The sequence below is a fragment of the Stanieria cyanosphaera PCC 7437 genome, assembly GCF_000317575.1.
GTDB lineage: Bacteria > Cyanobacteriota > Cyanobacteriia > Cyanobacteriales > Xenococcaceae > Stanieria > Stanieria cyanosphaera.
Window position 1 is genome coordinate 633,630 of sequence record NC_019748.1, and the last position, 15,439, is coordinate 649,068.

The window sequence follows — 15,439 nt, forward strand, 5'->3', positions numbered from 1 at the left end:
TTACTCTACTATTTATTTAATGATTGAACCAATTAATTTTTTAGTTCCTCTAGCTTTATTGTTTTTAATTATCTTAGCTGCTATCTTTTTTGCTAATAGTAAATAAAACTTTTAGTAGTTATCGACAGATATTTTAATACTTGGGTTTTTTGTCGATAGTTAATGGTTGATTGTTAATTAAGGATACAGAAAATTTTGCCTTTTGAATTTTGAACTATTATCATAGACCTATAAAAAACGCTATAAATTAGATTTAAATTATCTAAAATTATTGATTTACGCTTGAACGATTAAAATAAAATGACACAACAGGTACAATCAGACTATTTACTATCAGCAACTGGACTCAATAAAAACTTCGGTGGTATCAAAGCAGTAAGTAATGCCGAAATTAAAGTTAATCAAGGAAGTATCACAGGTTTAATCGGGCCTAATGGTGCAGGAAAAACTACTTTATTTAATTTATTATCCAACTTTATTCGTCCCGATCGCGGTCAAGTTATTTTCGATCATCAACCTATCGATCATTTGCAACCTCACGAAATTGCCCAACGAGGATTTATTCGTACTTTTCAAGTAGCAAGAGTACTCTCTAAACTTACTGTACTCGAAAATATGTTACTTGCTACTCCCAAACAAACAGGCGAAAATTTTTTTCAAGTCTGGTTAAATCAATCACAAGTCAGACAAGAAGAACGGGAAAATAAGCAAAAAGCTTTAGGAATTTTAGAATCGGTTGGTTTGATTGAAAAAGCTTATGATTATGCTGGCGCATTATCTGGAGGACAACGAAAACTCCTGGAAATGGCACGGACACTCATGACTAATCCTAAACTGATTTTACTTGATGAACCAGCAGCAGGAGTCAATCCTACTTTAATTAATCAAATCTGTGAACATATTATTAATTGGAATCGTCAAGGAATTACTTTTCTGATTATTGAACACAATATGGATGTGATTATGTCTTTGTGTAACCATGTTTGGGTATTAGCCGAAGGAACTAATTTAGCTGATGGTACACCAGAAGAGATTCAAACCAATCCTGATGTTTTGGAAGCTTATTTAGGAGAGTAAACTATTAGTGGTTAAGTTTGACAGAGAGACAACAAGATAGGGAGATACGGGAACGCGGAGAAAAAGTTTACTCATCGTTAATTAATTGACGAAACACTGCTTAAGCATTTGAATCAAGTCCAGATGAGGTTTCCTCCAGTATTTTTAAACGTACTAAGCGATCGCCATCTTCATCTAGATGAACTTCAATCGTTTCGTTAGTGAGAGTTTCTAAACAAGTTAAAAGCGATCGCAAATGGGGATTAGAAGCCCCTGTTTCTACGTATAAGCGATCAGCTACACTACCTAACTTTTTCCAGGTAGTATAAAGTCTAGCCACAGTTTGTTCTAAGGTAGTAGCTTGTTTAACTAGATCGGCTGCGGTATTCAAACAATCAATTCGCAAAGCCTCTTCTAATGCCATTTCCATATCAATGGTGGCATCTCTAAGGGTTTGTACCTGGGCTGCTGCATCGAGATATTTAGCTAAATTACGCGCCTCCGTAGTCATTAACTTAACCGTATCGATATCGGGACTAGCAGCAATTTCTTTTTGAATTTCTTCCAAATGGGAATCTGGTAACTTTTCCAACTCCTTTACTAAAGGTGCTAAATGACGAGGCGGTAATGCACCTTCGGCTGCTTTATCTTTAACTTCTTCTGGTAGTAAATCTGAACTCATCGCTGTCCATTCATCAGCAAGTTGTTTAACTTCTTTTCTGGTAATGCGATCGCCTCTTTGGGCTGCTTCACTTACCAATTGTTGTACTTCTGGTTCAGCTTTAGCAGTTTCAATAAAAGCTCGTTTACTAAAATTATTAATACTATTAGGATCGAGTTGCCCTTCTGCAAGTAAGGTATCCGCACTATTAGCCAGTTGAATCAAAGCATAAGCTTGAGATTTAGTAATTTCGCGATTTTTTAACCAATTAAGAAAACCCGAACCTCTACCATCACCACCCTTTTTCTCTCGATCTCTAACAGTACGTAAAATTCGACCGCGCCAGATATCCGTTTGTAGATCAAAGCGATCGCATACTTCCCAAATACTGTCTACTTGCTGTTGAAATTCAAATTCTTGGATTTGTTCATCTTCAGGATCGGGTAATTGAAAATTGAAATCTACTGGTGTTTTAAGGGCAGCTACAATTTCTTCCTGAGATCTAGAACTATTTTCATCTTTGAGGGAGGTAACTTCAGAAGTTGGTAGGGTTATTTCTTCCATGAATTAATTATTTCAATTTCAACAGCCGACATATTATTGTACAGGATAGGCAAAAGGCAGAAAGTAAAAACTGGTAACTGGTCACTGATTATCAGTCTCCCAAACAAATACCCAATCCTCTCGCTGTTTTAACTAATGTATCTTGAGGATCGACTGCTCGATACCTTGCGATCGCATCTAGAATCGGAACACTGATCACCTGTCGATTTTGCCAAGTAACCATATAATCATATTTTTCATGAGCAATTAAATCTACGGCTGCCACACCAAACGCAGAAGCTAAAATTCGATCCAAAGGTGAAGAAATACCGCCTCGTTGAGTATGTCCTAAAACTGTTACTCTAGTTTCTGCACCACTTTCCTTGCTAATACGATCCGCAATATACTGCCCAATCCCACCAAGAAGACATTGTCCAAATTGTTGCATACGAGCGATCGTTTCACCAGCTTCAGTACAAACTGCTTCGGAAACTACCACAATTGAATAATCTTGTCCTTGTTCCTGTCTTTTTTTAATATAATTACAAATATTTTCTAAGCGATAGGGTATTTCAGGAATCATAATAATATGTGCGCCTCCAGCAATACCTGCATTCAGAGCGATATGCCCAGCATCTCTACCCATGACTTCAACAATCATTACTCGACTGTGACTAGCAGCAGTAAATTGCAAACGATCTATTGCTTCAGTAGCAATATTAACTGCCGTATCAAAACCAATCGAACGTTCGGTAAGATCGACATCATTATCAATAGTTTTGGGAATACCAACAAAATTCATTCCCCCTTGTTGAGCTAACTTGCGTAAGATCGCTAAACTACCATCTCCTCCAACTCCAATCAAAGCATCCAACCCAAGCAGATGATAGCCTTCAATAATTTCTTCAGAGCGGTCTATTATCTCACCATTCGCCATTGGATAAGCAAACGGATTACCTTTATTAGTAGTACCTAAGATAGTACCGCCCATTGTTAAAATTGAATCTACTTGATTGACTGTTAGCTGCATTACTTGGGGAGGACGACTCATCAAACCAAGCGTTGCTTTACAAATCCCGAAAACTTCCCAATCATAAACATTAATAGCACAACGAGTTACTGCCCGAATTACAGCATTTAAACCTGCACAATCTCCACCACTCGTAAGAATCCCAATACGTTTATGAAGCTTTTTGGGTGAAATTTTTTGATATGAAGTCTTTTCGGCGTTTTCCATCTTATCTGTTTCTCTCTTGTTCCTCAATCAATGCTAAAACAACGAACTTACAGGCATTTTGACTGATTATTCTAATACTGTAGATTTCAAACTAATTAGAGTACCTGTTGTATATTACCAGATAGGCTTAAGGCTACATAAAACTCAATATTTTCTTATTGATAATCTGGTTCTAAGCTTAAAGTTGCACAACTGCATCCAATAATTGCGATCGCCTATTTATTTAAAATCAACAAATACACTTGTAAATTGTTACTGTAATACACTCAACCAGATTCCGACAAAAGCTATTGCTGTGACTATTAAGGAAACAATAAAAGCATTTTTAGTCTTTGGAGAAATCTGTGCTTGCTCTCGAAGCTCTTCAGTATTAGCACTAATAAAACGTTGTCTTTGAATAGTGAAGTAAAATACTTGTACAGCCACCAATAAACTGAGAGGAAAAATAACCAAGCGACTTGCGATCGCTAAACCAATACCACTAAGCAAAGTGAGTAATGAACTAATCAATAAAAATTGACTGACTAACTTGTCTTCTTTTTCTTGAGTAAGGGATTCGATTGCAGAATCAATAAAATTAGCTTCTTGAGCCATTTTAAAAGCGATCAAACCACCAACAATCCAGAAAATTCCAAAGATACGAAAGAACCATTCCAACAATAAAATTAATATATCAGCCATAATCAAGTGCTATCAAAGTAAAGTTAGGTAAAGTTGTTCAATGAGCTTAGTATTTGAAACTCAGAGATTACTATTAAAACCGATCTTAAAAAGTGAGCTTGATAGATTACACAATATTTTGATTGACCCTTACGTGCGAAAATATTTGTGCGATGACAAGATTTTTTCTTGGCAGCAAACTGAAGCGATGTTATTAGAAAATCAAAGGCTTTTTAAGGAAAAAAAATTAGGTCTTTGGTTGATAGAAACTAAAAATAATCAAGAAGTAATTGGATTTGTTGGTTTGTGGGATTTTTTTTCAGAAGCTCAACCTCAATTAGCTTATGCATTAATACCAACAGCAACTAAAAAAGGTTATGCAACTGAAGCAGCAACCAAAATAATAGAATATTGTTTTAATGAACTTGGTTACAAATACTTAATTGCAAGTTCTGATCAACCCAATCTTGAATCTCATCGGGTAGCAGAAAGATTGGGCATGAAAAAAATAGAAGAAAAAATAATTAATAATAATCCTATTTTGTTTTTCAAAATTGAAAAAGAACAATAATTTATTGTCGAGAAAAATAAAGCGATCGCTTTAGCTTAATCCAAGCTTAATTTTTATTTTTTATAACCATCCTTGGAGAATTTTCTTTTAGGGCAGTTAATTTACATCATTAATCATTTTAATCCTAACTTTAAACAAAATTTGCAAAACTACCTAATTAATTGAAGAGATGATTAACTTCTGTGCTTTTGGCTCGATTTCTCTAGACACTAAGGAAAATACCTAGATATATTTAACTAGAAAATATTTAAATAAGGATACGAAAGTGGTGGTATCGAGAGTTTTATTAATCAAGGTAGCAATAATACTCAAGAAGTTCCTGAACCTGGAACAGCATTATCTTTTGGTTTACTAGCTCTTAGCTCTTTATTTTCTCTAAACAAAAGAACAGTTTAAGTTGATTTAAAACCTTAAATAATTAGATATAAAAATAGTTTAATCTTTTCATATTTACTGCTTGATTGCACAAATCAAAAAATTTTATTTATCTCTAAAAGAAAAAATTATTTATTTAATTTTCTCCCAAACACCAGCTTAAAACAAATAAAATAACTAGAGAAAAAAAGATCCAACCAAAAGAACCTAAATAATTAAAAAAATCAATTGGAAAAAAAACAAAAATAGAACATAATAGCCAATTGCTTAAAAGCAAAAAAATTACAATAATTCCAATCAGCATTTTAGTTTTATTAAAAGTTATTAGGTTTTTTTTATTAAAAATTTTTCTAAAAAAATCTCAAAATAAGCGAAATGGTTTGAAGAGTTTCAAGCTTATAAGTAAATAAAAAAAAATTTACTTCATTACTAATTTTGTTTTAAGCTAATTTTTATCAATTCAACTACCGACAGATGAATAGTAGTTGCAATTTTTAATACAATTACACATCTTCTCACACACAAAATAATAAAAATGTTAAAATCACGTAGTCCTAGCCTAATTTTAATAGTTTTGTCAGGGTTTACATTACCAATTTTACCTGTTTTAGCACAAAAATATGATTTTAATGATTTTAGTTTAGCAGCAGGTTTTAATCCTACAGAAGTTATTGTGACTGGTTATACTAGTGGTGCTTATTCTTTAGCTTCAATTGTTAATCAAGATAAGTACGGAAATCCCTGCATGGGATATGGCGATCCCAAACCAGACCATGTAATGATTTTAGAAGATGATTTTCCTGAGCTTACTATACAAATAGATAGTGGTGGTCAAGATACAACTCTAGTTATTAAAAGCTTCAATAATGACATTCGCTGCGGTTTTGGTCAAAATAACCTTAAAGATGCGTTGGTTAAAGGTTCAGATTGGCAAGCTGGAGAATACTATATTTGGGTAGGTTCAATTGTTCCTAATCAGAAAGCTAATTACCGTTTATCTGTCAAATGATTAAGACGGATTTTTCTACCCAAAGTAGTGTAATAAAATAGCCTTTGAGCGATAAGATAGATTAGTGATTAATGATACTAACAGATAGGAATTTCTCGTGCTATCTTCATTGTCTAAAGACTTTCGCATCATTTTCGACCGTGACCCGGCTGCGCGTAACTGGTTAGAGGTATTATTTTGCTATCCAGGCTTGCAAGCTCTTGTTTTTCATCGTTTTGCTCACTGGCTCTATTGTGTTGGCATTCCCTTCATTCCTCGACTTGTTTCTCATTTAGGGCGTTTTTTAACAGGAATCGAAATTCATCCTGGGGCGCAAATCGGTCAAGGAGTCTTTATCGATCATGGTATGGGCGTAGTGATTGGTGAGACTGCAATAGTAGGAGATTACTCTTTAATTTATCAAGGGGTAACTCTTGGTGGGACAGGAAAGCAAACAGGAAAACGTCATCCTACCATAGGGGAAAATGTGGTTGTGGGTGCAGGCGCAAAAGTTTTAGGTAATATACAAATTGGTAATAATGTCCGTATCGGTGCGGGTTCAGTCGTTTTGAAAGATGTTCCTTCTGACTGTACTGTGGTAGGTGTACCAGGTAGAATTATCTATCGTTCTGGAGTTCGAGTTAATCCTTTGGAACACGGGAATCTTCCAGATTCAGAAGCTTTAGTAATTCGTGCTTTGGTAGATCGAATTGAGTCTTTAGAACAACAAGTAGAAAGTTTACAAAAATCTCATCAGCAAAATAATTCTTTAGTAGCTGCAGTATTATCAGAATCAAGTGAAAAAGAACTTCTTGAAGAATTAGGTGAATGTTGTCGATTAAGAGATAAAGAAATTAGAGAATTTTTAGCAGGAAGTGAATTTTAAGGATTAACTGGTTTAATGATCCAGCTTTGGTCTTGAGATAGAATATACCAACAACGATTTTGTGGCTCACCCTTTAATTCTAAATGGTCTACTTTTTTAGGCATCAACAATAACAAACAAAAATTTTTTAAAGGTTCTAGTTCTGAGGGAGCAGGGGGTGAAAAAGCCTCTTGATTTGACTCTCTGGTTTGACCGGGATTTGGCCAAGCAAATTGTAAGCGAGCAGGAGAAGATAATTTTTGCCAAGCTATTTGACGAGCTAACCTTAACCAATCATCTTGCTCTTGTTCTGTAATTAAAATAAGAGTTCCAAAAATACGAAATTGTTCTCGACTTTTAGTGAAATACCAACAAATTTCAGCCTCAGATTGGTATTGAATTTGGTCAATTTTTGAGCTACGGAAATCAGTGATTATTTGTAAATAATTAGTACCTTCTAAAAAACCACGAAATACTACAGTGCGGTTAGCAGGTAATCCTTCTGGAGTAATAGTAGCTAGTTGTAAATAACGAGAATGAGCTTGAGAACGATTGAGATGAAGAGCGCGAGCTAAATGCGATCGCCAAGGAGCTACAAACATATAAATTTTTTATTTGATAACCAAAAGTAAACTGAATTTGATTGTTTTAGATATTGTAATTGATGAAAATACTCATATTTTAAATAATTTAATTTTTAAACATGATTTATTTAAATACATTTGCTGTAATTATTTTTTGAAAATCTTTTATTGTATTACAAAATAATATATTTAGCAATATATAAAAATATATAGAGTAAGTAATTGCGATCACAATAAGTTAGTTTATGAAAATTTTATAAATAGAAGGGTAATGTTAATTAAGAACTAATGAAGTAATCATAAATCAGAGGGTTATAGGCTAGGTCTTACTTAGCCTTATTTCAAATTTTCTCTAAGTAACTTTTCTAATTTATTTTTATTAAAATGACCACAATTTTTTCAAGAAATAACTTGAATTAATGGCAAATTTCTAGATTAGCAAACAACACAATCAAAAAACATATTTTTTCTTAAAAAATAATAATTGCTCAAGCTTTTTGCAATTGAGGTTATTTATTCAAATCTTTTGATTGATGTATTTATTTTATAGGTGTAAAAAAAATGTCTTCTGAATTAATTAATCAAGTACTAGAACTGACAAATGCAGAGCGTACTAAAGCGGGTTTAAAACCTTTAAAATTAAACTCTAAATTAGTTAACGCTGCTCAAAATCATAGTAAAAATATGGCAGAAGATGACTTCTTTAGTCATACGGGAGAAGATGGTTCTAGTGTTAGCGATCGCGTTCAAGATGCTGGTTATCAATATTCAAGGGTAGGAGAAAATATTGCTGCTGGTCAAAAAACTGCCGAACAAGTTGTACAAGGATGGATGAATAGTCCTGGTCATCGAGCTAATATTCTTAATTCTAATTTTACAGAAATTGGTATTGGTTACGAATATTTAGAAAACGATACAGGTTCAGTTAACTATAATTATTATTGGACTCAAGTTTTTGGTAATTCACTTTCTAACAATAGTAATGAAAATTCTAATCAAGAAAATGTATTAGAAGAAGAGAATAATAATTCTACTCCGATTAAAAATGATGATCTAGTTGAAGATAATAATCAATCTCCTCCTGTTGAAAATACTGATAATAATTCTTCTAATGAAGAAACAAATCAGCCAGTTGTCCCATCAAATAATACTAATGATGATTTGACGGGAGAAACTAATAATCCTGTACTTACAGGTGGTAATGATTCGGTTAATTTTCCTGTCAATGAAGTAGAACCAACTAAAAATCAATTAAATGGTAATACGTGGCATAATTTCCAGGATATTTTTAATAGTTCATGGTTAGGAAACTCTATTAATAATGAAAATAATTATGAAGCAATAGGCATTGAAGTTATCTCTGATTTTAGTGTTGAAGACGATAAACAAATTGTTATTAAAGAACAAGCAAATTTAGTTTTTTAAATTTAAATAATTATTTGATACATTTTAATTGTAAATAATATTTGGTAATGGTGCATAATAATGCACCTTTTTATATATATATCTTCTGTCACTCTTACCCCAAAAGCGATTGGCAAGCTATTTACTAATAAAAAATAAAGCAGCACACAAAAAAACTACAATTCTCAAATGTCGTATCTGCAAGTAATTACTATTAGTAAAAGAGGAATAGATGCGATTAAAAATAACCAGCGCAGTTTTTTTCAGAACAGTTACTAATAATTTTAAATTTTTTAATACTATAAATAATACCCATAGCTAAAATAGAGGCTAAGATTATTTGTATTTGATTGAACTATCAAAATATACTATAAAATAATATTGATAGTTTATCGCTCATCGACACATGGGTAAAAAATCACGACTCAGAAAAATGCGTAAAGAGTCCCACTCTAGCGAAAATCAAACTACACAACGCGATTCTACACAATTTGTTGAGCAATTAGAACAATTAGGTTATCGATTAAAACAAATACAAAGATCTCCTGACTTACCTCAGCAAAACATTGAACCGAAAATATAAAGTTCAATTAGATTTATTGTGGTACAAAATATTTTCATACTTAGCTTTCGTGATAACCTGTTTCTAAAGTTTCTGGATTAATAGGTGCAAGTTGGTGTGGTGATTTAATTTTTGTTTGATGACGACGTTGTGCTTTTGCTTTACCAAGTAATTCAATGACAGATATAGGTAAAATAATTGGCCAAAAGAAAGGAGCAATTAGCAGAACTACCCAAGATAAAAGATGATTGTTTGGGGTACTATTGTCCTTTAAAAATAGCCCAAACCAAACACCAAAAACTATTAAAGCGATCGCGAGATACCAAACTAATATATTATTTAACATTATTTTTGTTCACTTGTTACGATAATTGAAGTATTTTTCAAAATTCATAAATAGATTTATATTCTTTTTTAAATCAAATTAGCAATAAGTATAATCCAAAAATATTCAGTAATTATACGGAGTCAAAATCAAAAATTACTCAATTGGAAATTAAAGATAACCATCTTGGTTATTTTGTGAAGATTTATAAAAGAGCAATGAATTTTTAAAATTGATTTTTAATAATACCCCACTATTAATTGCCTTATTATAAGCCTAATTTTTTTTAAATATTTTTGATTGATTTGATTGCAAATAAGCCAATCTCATGCCCCAAAATAATAGATGAGGTTCTAGTTTAGTTTTGGTAGCCATTTCTGGAATAAATTTTGGTAAATTTTTGTATAAATAATAAGCATCTCCACCAGTAAAAACTACTGAACTATTAGGAAATTGTTGCCACCAATCAACAATAAAATTAGCTATACCTGCCAAAACTGTATATATAATTCCACTTTCAATGGCAGTTATTGTATCTACAGCCCAACGGAGTGGTAGGGTGGAAGTTAATTCAACCTCTGGCAAAGCTGCGGTGTGTTGACCAAGAGCTTGAAATTGTAATCGTAAACCAGGTAAGATAGCCCCACCCACTAAACTGTGATTACCATCTACGCCAGTAAAAGTTAAAGCTGTACCTGCATCAACTACTAAACAAGGAAAACCATAAGTATCTCCTGCACCCCAAACGGCTAAAGCGCGATCAATACCTAAATTACTATAAAGATTATTTAGAGGAATATTTGATAAAGTAATAACCTGAACTAGTGCTGCATTTCGCCACAACAAAGTTTGTTCGGGAACGACAGAAGCTATACATAAAGGTAGTTGGGATAAATTAACTGAAACTTGATTGGGGGGTAAAACTTCTGGAGGAATTTGGCAATTTTGTCTAAACCCACTTAAGTGTTGACTATCCCAAGCCAGTTGAATTACTTCTCCACGAAACCAAGCCCAATGTAATCTGGAATTCCCAATCGCTAAAGCTAACCAATCTTGTTTTTTATTGGTAATCTTGGCTGTTTTTCCCATCAGAAGCAATAACCCGTGTAACAATAAAGAAAAATAAAAGAATATTACAAAGAGTAAAGGAGAGGGGAAATGGTAGCAACGCCTATGCCAACCCAAAAGCGACTTAGCATTCAGACTGCCGAGGTTGCCCCTGACACTAAAGCGATTCGTTCGTTAGATTGGGATCGCGATCGCTTTGATATTGAATTTGGTTTACAAAATGGTACAACTTATAACTCCTATTTAATTCGTGGTGAGAAAATAGCTTTAGTTGATACTTCTCATGAAAAATTTCGTCAGTTATATTTAGATACTCTGACTGGTTTAATAGACCCCAAACAAATCGATTATTTAATTATTAGTCATACCGAACCCGATCATAGTGGTTTAGTTAAAGATTTCTTGCAATTAGCTTCTCAAGCGATTGTAGTCGGGGCAAAGGTAGCGATCAACTTTTTAGAAGATTTAGTTCATCAACCGTTTCAGAAACAGTTGGTTAAAAGCGGTGATACCCTAGATTTGGGTAAAGGTCACGTCATCGAATTTGTAAACGCACCTAATTTACATTGGCCCGATACAATTTTTAGTTACGATCGCGGTACGGGAGTATTATTTACCTGTGATGCGTTTGGGATGCACTACTGTTCTGATGCCACCTTTGATGAAGACTTGACAGCAATTGAACCAGATTACCGTTTTTATTATGAATGTCTAATGGCTCCCAATGCTCGTTCCGTCCTTTCAGCAATGAAGCGGATGGATAAGCTAGGAGAAATTAATCTCGTTGCCAATGGTCATGGGCCTTTATTACGGTACAATTTAACCGAATTACTCAAACGTTATCGAGATTGGAGTCAAGCACAAGCAAAAGCAGAAAAAAACGTAGCTGTTTTCTATGTGTCCGATTATGGTTATAGCGATCGCTTGAGTCAGGCAATTGCCAGAGGTATTACTAAAACTGGCGTTGCGGTAGAAATGGTTGACTTACGTTCGGCAGAAAATACTGAAGTACAAGAAATTATCAATCGTACCTCAGCCATTGTCTTAGGAATGCCTCCGTTATCAGGTAATAATCTCAAAGAAATTACAGCAAATATTGGTACGATCCTCGCAGCAGCTAATGAAAAACAATTAGTTGGGATGTACGAATCCTATGGTGGCGATGATGAACCAATTGACCCCATTTTCACCAAATTCCGAGATGTGGGATTAAAACAAGCATTTGCCTCAATTCGGATTAAAGAAACACCAAACGAAGCAATTTATCAACTTTGTGAAGAGTCCGGAACAGATTTAGGACAACTGTTAACCCGTGACAAACTGGTACAACAGATGAAATCGCTCGATCACGACTTAGATAAAGCGATGGGACGTTTGAGTGGTGGACTATATATTATCACTGCAACTAAAGGTAACGTTAGTAGTGCAATGTTAGCTTCTTGGGTAACTCAAGCTAGTTTTGAACCCCCTGGTATAACTATAGCCGTAGCTAAAGATCGAGCGATCGAATCTTTAATGCAGGTAGGCGATCGCTTTGTTCTCAATGTTTTGGCAGAAGGTAAATATCAGTCTTTAATGAAGCACTTCCTCAAACGGTTTAAACCTGGTGCCGATCGTTTTGCAGGCGTAAACACTCAAACTGCTGCTAATGGTTCGCCAATTCTCACTGATGCTTTAGCTTATTTAGAATGTGAAGTAGTTAGTCGGATGGAATGTAGCGATCATTGGATTGTTTATAGCAAAGTTGATGTAGGTAGGGTTTCCGATCCTGATAACCTGACTGCCGTACATCATCGTAAAGTGGGCAATCATTATTAATAGGTATCAACCTCTGTAGGGGCGAACGGCGTTCGCCCTAACCAAAATTCAACAAAAATTTTTATCAAGTTGAATAATATTGAAATTAAGCGCGACTCTTGTAGGTTGGGTTGAGGTACGAAACCCAACAACTGCTAAGGATATCGGTTAAAGATTATATTTTATGTATTCTATATTGTGTCGAAAATATAAATAAAAATGGTTTTTATATGAATAAAATTAAATACGAAGAAGACTATTATTTGTGGACTCAAACAATGGTCGAAAAATTTAAAAACAAAGATTATTTAAATATAGATTGGGATAATCTAATCGAAGAAATTGAAGATCTGGGGAAAAGTCAAAAACGCGCTGTTGAAAGTTTATTGCTGCGTTTGACTGAACACATATTAAAACTGAAATATTGGGAAACAGAAAGAGAAAGAAACAAAAAACATTGGCAATCAGAAGTAGTTAACTTTCTGGTTTTACTGCGAAAAAGACTGAAAGAATCTCCTAGTTTAAAAAACAACTTGGCTGAAATATATGAAGAAACTTTACTTGATTCAAAGCGATCAATGAGTAAATTATTCGATTTACCAGAACAGATTGAACTAACTCTGGCGCAAGTTTTAGATGAAGATTGGTTTCCTAATTAAAAAAATTTGTTTCAGCAATTTTTATGTATAATGAAGTTTAAATCTATCGTAACTATTAAAATTTAAAATCATTTATTGCATCAAGCTCCATAAAATATTTAAGCAAAACATCTTTTTATTTTTAAAACTAATTATCATTTTTAAAGAATGGCTCAGCATCTTTGATTTCAAAAATACTTATTAAGCCATTTTCAATTGTAAAAATTTGCTGAACAGTTTTTTCTATTAGCAAATTTCCATCTAAATCTCGAATAATTTGATGAACTGTCACAAGATTGCGATCGTTTTCGTCTATATCGAAATTTAATGGTTTAAGCTGTGGTTGAATCATCTCGAACTGTTTTCGCCAATAATCACGCACTTGGTTACGTCCGTAAACAAAACCACCTTCCATGCCGTTCGCCCATTTTACATTTGGATGCATCGACAAAATTATTCTTTCAATTTCACGATTATTAAATGCTTCGTATAAATTTTGTAAAAATTTTTGATTTTGATTCATTTTGTTCACTTTTAAGATAAGAGCTATTGTTTTAATACGAGCAAGTATCAATAATTATTATCCTTTATAAATTTGAGTAATTACTGTCGTATTTGCAATTTTTTAAGTGGTCAATAACAGGTTCTTTTTTCTAATGCTTTGGTAAGTTCTGTTTCGATTTTACAGTAGCTCAAAGAAAATTTTTCTTTTAATTGGTTGTATGCCGTAATCTAACATCAATTAGTGTATTTGTTTTAAGATTTACTTCAGACACAGTTTTTTGAACAAACTCAAAATTATTTTTACTGTATTAACAAATAACTAATACTATGGCTTCTTTAACAACTAGCGATTTTGCTAACACCACTAAAATTTGGAATTGGCGTGGTTACCCAATTACTTATCAAAGCTATGGTGAAACTGGTGCTGCGGTAGTATTAGTTCATGGTTTTGGTGCTTCTTGTGGTCATTGGCGGAAAAATTTGCCAGTCTTGGGACAAACTTGCCGTTGTTATGCTTTAGATTTGATTGGTTTTGGTGGTTCAGCTAAACCTACTCCAGGAGTTGACATTGAATATAGTTTTGAAACGTGGGGACAACAAATAGCTGATTTTTGTCGTGAAATAGTCGGAAGTCCAGCTTTTTTGGTTGGTAATTCGATTGGTTGTATTGTAGTCATGCAAACTGGGGTTGATTATCCAGATCTAGTTTTGGGAATTGCAGCGATTAATTGTTCTTTAAGACTTCTCCACGATCGCAAGAGAATAACTCTACCTTGGTATCGTAATCTTGGCGCATCTTTTGTCCAACAATTATTAAGCTACAAAATCATCGGTAATTTATTTTTTGCTCAAATTGCCAAACCAAAAGTAGTCAGAAACATTCTTTTACAAGCTTATCGTCGTCCTGAAGCGGTGAGTGATGAGTTAATTGAAATGTTGATGAAACCTGCCACAGAAGTAGGTGCAGCCGATGTTTTTTGTGCCTTTACTCGTTATTCTCAAGGACCTTTACCAGAAGATTTATTACCTCGTCTTAATTGTCCCACTATTCTGCTTTGGGGAACTGAAGATCCTTGGGAACCAATTGCTTTAGGTAGGGAACTAGCTAACTTTCCTGCGGTAGAACAATTTATTCCTCTCGAAGGTTTAGGGCATTGTCCTCAAGATGAAGCTCCCGAAGTAGTTAATCCAATTTTACAAGACTGGATTAGACAGCAGTGGGAACGGAAGCTAAGATTAACGAAAAATGATTAAATTTGGAGATCAGGATGAATAAGGAACTACTGACTGTTTTGGGTTGTTCTAGTTCTCTAGCTTTAGCTTTAATGACAGCCAATTCTGCTGAAGCTAATAACGCTAAAGAATATGTTTTTACTGCACCTAATCTCAACAACCTACCAGTCGCTTCTGAAACAGATTATCCTTTTTATGATTGTAGTTGTAGTGAGTATAATCAAGCCGATATAAATAGAATTGATCGCCAAGGTGATCAAGCGATTAATTTGTTTGGTTGTGATTGCGCTGGTTGTCGCAATCTTGTCCGTAATCTTGAAGAAACCCCTCAATCGGCACCGCGAATTTAATTAGGAAGGAAATATTAA

The 15,439-nt window shown here is 33.9% G+C and carries 18 protein-coding genes; 11 read left to right on the forward strand and 7 right to left on the reverse strand.

Translation table 11 applies throughout. The features are described 5' to 3' along the window. The first annotated feature begins 300 nt into the window (after window positions 1-300). Complete coding sequence (locus STA7437_RS02675; RefSeq protein ID WP_015191826.1) at window positions 301-1,077, forward strand: ABC transporter ATP-binding protein; 777 nt, start codon at window positions 301-303, stop codon at window positions 1,075-1,077. A gap of 100 nt (window positions 1,078-1,177) precedes the next feature. Here STA7437_RS02675 and STA7437_RS02680 read toward each other — a convergent pair whose 3' ends face one another. The 3 genes from STA7437_RS02680 to STA7437_RS02690 form a co-directional block, all read right to left on the reverse strand. Continuing rightward, window positions 1,178-2,281, reverse strand: a complete 1,104-nt coding sequence (locus tag STA7437_RS02680; RefSeq protein ID WP_015191827.1) for a hypothetical protein — start codon at window positions 2,279-2,281, stop codon at window positions 1,178-1,180. Window positions 2,282-2,372: 91 nt separating this feature from the next. Continuing rightward, entirely contained in the window at window positions 2,373-3,497 is a 1,125-nt protein-coding gene (locus STA7437_RS02685) for an ATP-dependent 6-phosphofructokinase (RefSeq protein ID WP_015191828.1), read from the reverse strand. A gap of 252 nt (window positions 3,498-3,749) precedes the next feature. After that, window positions 3,750-4,178 carry a hypothetical protein gene (locus STA7437_RS02690; RefSeq protein WP_015191829.1) on the reverse strand — a complete coding sequence of 143 codons (429 nt, stop codon included), beginning with the start codon at window positions 4,176-4,178 and terminating at the stop codon, window positions 3,750-3,752. Between the two features lie 40 nt (window positions 4,179-4,218). Here STA7437_RS02690 and STA7437_RS02695 point away from each other — a divergent pair, with 40 nt between their 5' ends. The 4 genes from STA7437_RS02695 to cysE all read left to right on the forward strand — a co-directional run bounded on the left by STA7437_RS02695 (window position 4,219) and on the right by cysE (window position 6,977). Further along, window positions 4,219-4,728, forward strand: a complete 510-nt coding sequence (locus tag STA7437_RS02695; RefSeq protein ID WP_015191830.1) for a GNAT family N-acetyltransferase — start codon at window positions 4,219-4,221, stop codon at window positions 4,726-4,728. 285 nt (window positions 4,729-5,013) lie between these two features. Continuing rightward, complete coding sequence (locus STA7437_RS27630; RefSeq protein ID WP_407696426.1) at window positions 5,014-5,124, forward strand: PEP-CTERM sorting domain-containing protein; 111 nt, start codon at window positions 5,014-5,016, stop codon at window positions 5,122-5,124. Window positions 5,125-5,638: 514 nt separating this feature from the next. Beyond that, entirely contained in the window at window positions 5,639-6,112 is a 474-nt protein-coding gene (locus STA7437_RS02700; protein ID WP_015191832.1) for a hypothetical protein, read from the forward strand. A gap of 97 nt (window positions 6,113-6,209) precedes the next feature. Further along, on the forward strand, window positions 6,210-6,977 hold the full coding sequence (gene cysE / locus STA7437_RS02705; RefSeq protein WP_015191833.1) for a serine O-acetyltransferase: 768 nt from the start codon (window positions 6,210-6,212) through the stop codon (window positions 6,975-6,977). Here the strand turns inward: cysE and STA7437_RS02710 are convergent. Further along, window positions 6,974-7,558 carry an Npun_F5749 family FMN-dependent PPOX-type flavoprotein gene (locus STA7437_RS02710; protein ID WP_015191834.1) on the reverse strand — a complete coding sequence of 195 codons (585 nt, stop codon included), beginning with the start codon at window positions 7,556-7,558 and terminating at the stop codon, window positions 6,974-6,976. The genes cysE and STA7437_RS02710 overlap by 4 nt on opposite strands. Window positions 7,559-8,101: 543 nt before the next feature. Here STA7437_RS02710 and STA7437_RS25335 point away from each other — a divergent pair. Both STA7437_RS25335 and STA7437_RS26430 read left to right on the forward strand, forming a co-directional pair. Beyond that, entirely contained in the window at window positions 8,102-8,965 is an 864-nt protein-coding gene (locus STA7437_RS25335) for a CAP domain-containing protein (RefSeq protein WP_015191835.1), read from the forward strand. Window positions 8,966-9,377: 412 nt separating this feature from the next. Then, window positions 9,378-9,527: a hypothetical protein gene (locus tag STA7437_RS26430; RefSeq protein ID WP_171815431.1), complete on the forward strand. Its 150-nt coding sequence runs from the start codon at window positions 9,378-9,380 to the stop codon at window positions 9,525-9,527. Window positions 9,528-9,567: 40 nt separating this feature from the next. Here STA7437_RS26430 and STA7437_RS02720 read toward each other — a convergent pair whose 3' ends face one another. Next, window positions 9,568-9,852, reverse strand: a complete 285-nt coding sequence (locus STA7437_RS02720; protein ID WP_015191837.1) for a hypothetical protein — start codon at window positions 9,850-9,852, stop codon at window positions 9,568-9,570. Between the two features lie 255 nt (window positions 9,853-10,107). Further along, a complete protein-coding gene (locus STA7437_RS02725; protein ID WP_015191838.1) occupies window positions 10,108-10,920 on the reverse strand; it encodes a pantothenate kinase in 813 nt (270 codons plus the stop codon). Window positions 10,921-10,989: 69 nt separating this feature from the next. Here STA7437_RS02725 and STA7437_RS02730 point away from each other — a divergent pair, with 69 nt between their 5' ends. Further along, window positions 10,990-12,717, forward strand: coding sequence for a diflavin flavoprotein (locus tag STA7437_RS02730; protein ID WP_015191839.1), 1,728 nt, complete (start codon window positions 10,990-10,992; stop codon window positions 12,715-12,717). A 209-nt stretch (window positions 12,718-12,926) separates the two neighbouring features. After that, window positions 12,927-13,355, forward strand: coding sequence for a DUF29 domain-containing protein (locus STA7437_RS02735; RefSeq protein WP_015191840.1), 429 nt, complete (start codon window positions 12,927-12,929; stop codon window positions 13,353-13,355). Between the two features lie 127 nt (window positions 13,356-13,482). Here STA7437_RS02735 and STA7437_RS02740 read toward each other — a convergent pair whose 3' ends face one another. Beyond that, window positions 13,483-13,857: a nuclear transport factor 2 family protein gene (locus STA7437_RS02740; RefSeq protein ID WP_041619099.1), complete on the reverse strand. Its 375-nt coding sequence runs from the start codon at window positions 13,855-13,857 to the stop codon at window positions 13,483-13,485. Window positions 13,858-14,165: 308 nt separating this feature from the next. Here STA7437_RS02740 and STA7437_RS02745 point away from each other — a divergent pair, with 308 nt between their 5' ends. Together STA7437_RS02745 and STA7437_RS02750 are read left to right on the forward strand one after the other, a co-directional pair. After that, a complete protein-coding gene (locus STA7437_RS02745) occupies window positions 14,166-15,092 on the forward strand; it encodes an alpha/beta fold hydrolase (protein ID WP_015191842.1) in 927 nt (308 codons plus the stop codon). 14 nt (window positions 15,093-15,106) lie between these two features. Further along, a complete protein-coding gene (locus STA7437_RS02750; RefSeq protein ID WP_015191843.1) occupies window positions 15,107-15,421 on the forward strand; it encodes a hypothetical protein in 315 nt (104 codons plus the stop codon). The last annotated feature ends 18 nt before the right edge of the window (window positions 15,422-15,439 follow it).

Coding starts and splice junctions, on each gene's coding strand:
- STA7437_RS02710 (WP_015191834.1), bottom strand. CDS start 7,558: ATGTTTGTAGCTCCTTGGCGATCGCATTTAGCTCGCGCTCTTCATCTC.
- STA7437_RS02725 (WP_015191838.1), bottom strand. CDS start 10,920: ATGGGAAAAACAGCCAAGATTACCAATAAAAAACAAGATTGGTTAGCT.
- STA7437_RS02750 (WP_015191843.1), top strand. CDS start 15,107: ATGAATAAGGAACTACTGACTGTTTTGGGTTGTTCTAGTTCTCTAGCT.
- STA7437_RS02680 (WP_015191827.1), bottom strand. CDS start 2,281: ATGGAAGAAATAACCCTACCAACTTCTGAAGTTACCTCCCTCAAAGAT.
- STA7437_RS02745 (WP_015191842.1), top strand. CDS start 14,166: ATGGCTTCTTTAACAACTAGCGATTTTGCTAACACCACTAAAATTTGG.
- STA7437_RS26430 (WP_171815431.1), top strand. CDS start 9,378: ATGCGTAAAGAGTCCCACTCTAGCGAAAATCAAACTACACAACGCGAT.
- STA7437_RS25335 (WP_015191835.1), top strand. CDS start 8,102: ATGTCTTCTGAATTAATTAATCAAGTACTAGAACTGACAAATGCAGAG.
- STA7437_RS02695 (WP_015191830.1), top strand. CDS start 4,219: ATGAGCTTAGTATTTGAAACTCAGAGATTACTATTAAAACCGATCTTA.
- STA7437_RS02730 (WP_015191839.1), top strand. CDS start 10,990: ATGGTAGCAACGCCTATGCCAACCCAAAAGCGACTTAGCATTCAGACT.
- STA7437_RS02690 (WP_015191829.1), bottom strand. CDS start 4,178: ATGGCTGATATATTAATTTTATTGTTGGAATGGTTCTTTCGTATCTTT.
- STA7437_RS02675 (WP_015191826.1), top strand. CDS start 301: ATGACACAACAGGTACAATCAGACTATTTACTATCAGCAACTGGACTC.
- STA7437_RS02720 (WP_015191837.1), bottom strand. CDS start 9,852: ATGTTAAATAATATATTAGTTTGGTATCTCGCGATCGCTTTAATAGTT.
- STA7437_RS02700 (WP_015191832.1), top strand. CDS start 5,639: ATGTTAAAATCACGTAGTCCTAGCCTAATTTTAATAGTTTTGTCAGGG.
- STA7437_RS02685 (WP_015191828.1), bottom strand. CDS start 3,497: ATGGAAAACGCCGAAAAGACTTCATATCAAAAAATTTCACCCAAAAAG.
- STA7437_RS02735 (WP_015191840.1), top strand. CDS start 12,927: ATGAATAAAATTAAATACGAAGAAGACTATTATTTGTGGACTCAAACA.
- STA7437_RS02740 (WP_041619099.1), bottom strand. CDS start 13,857: ATGAATCAAAATCAAAAATTTTTACAAAATTTATACGAAGCATTTAAT.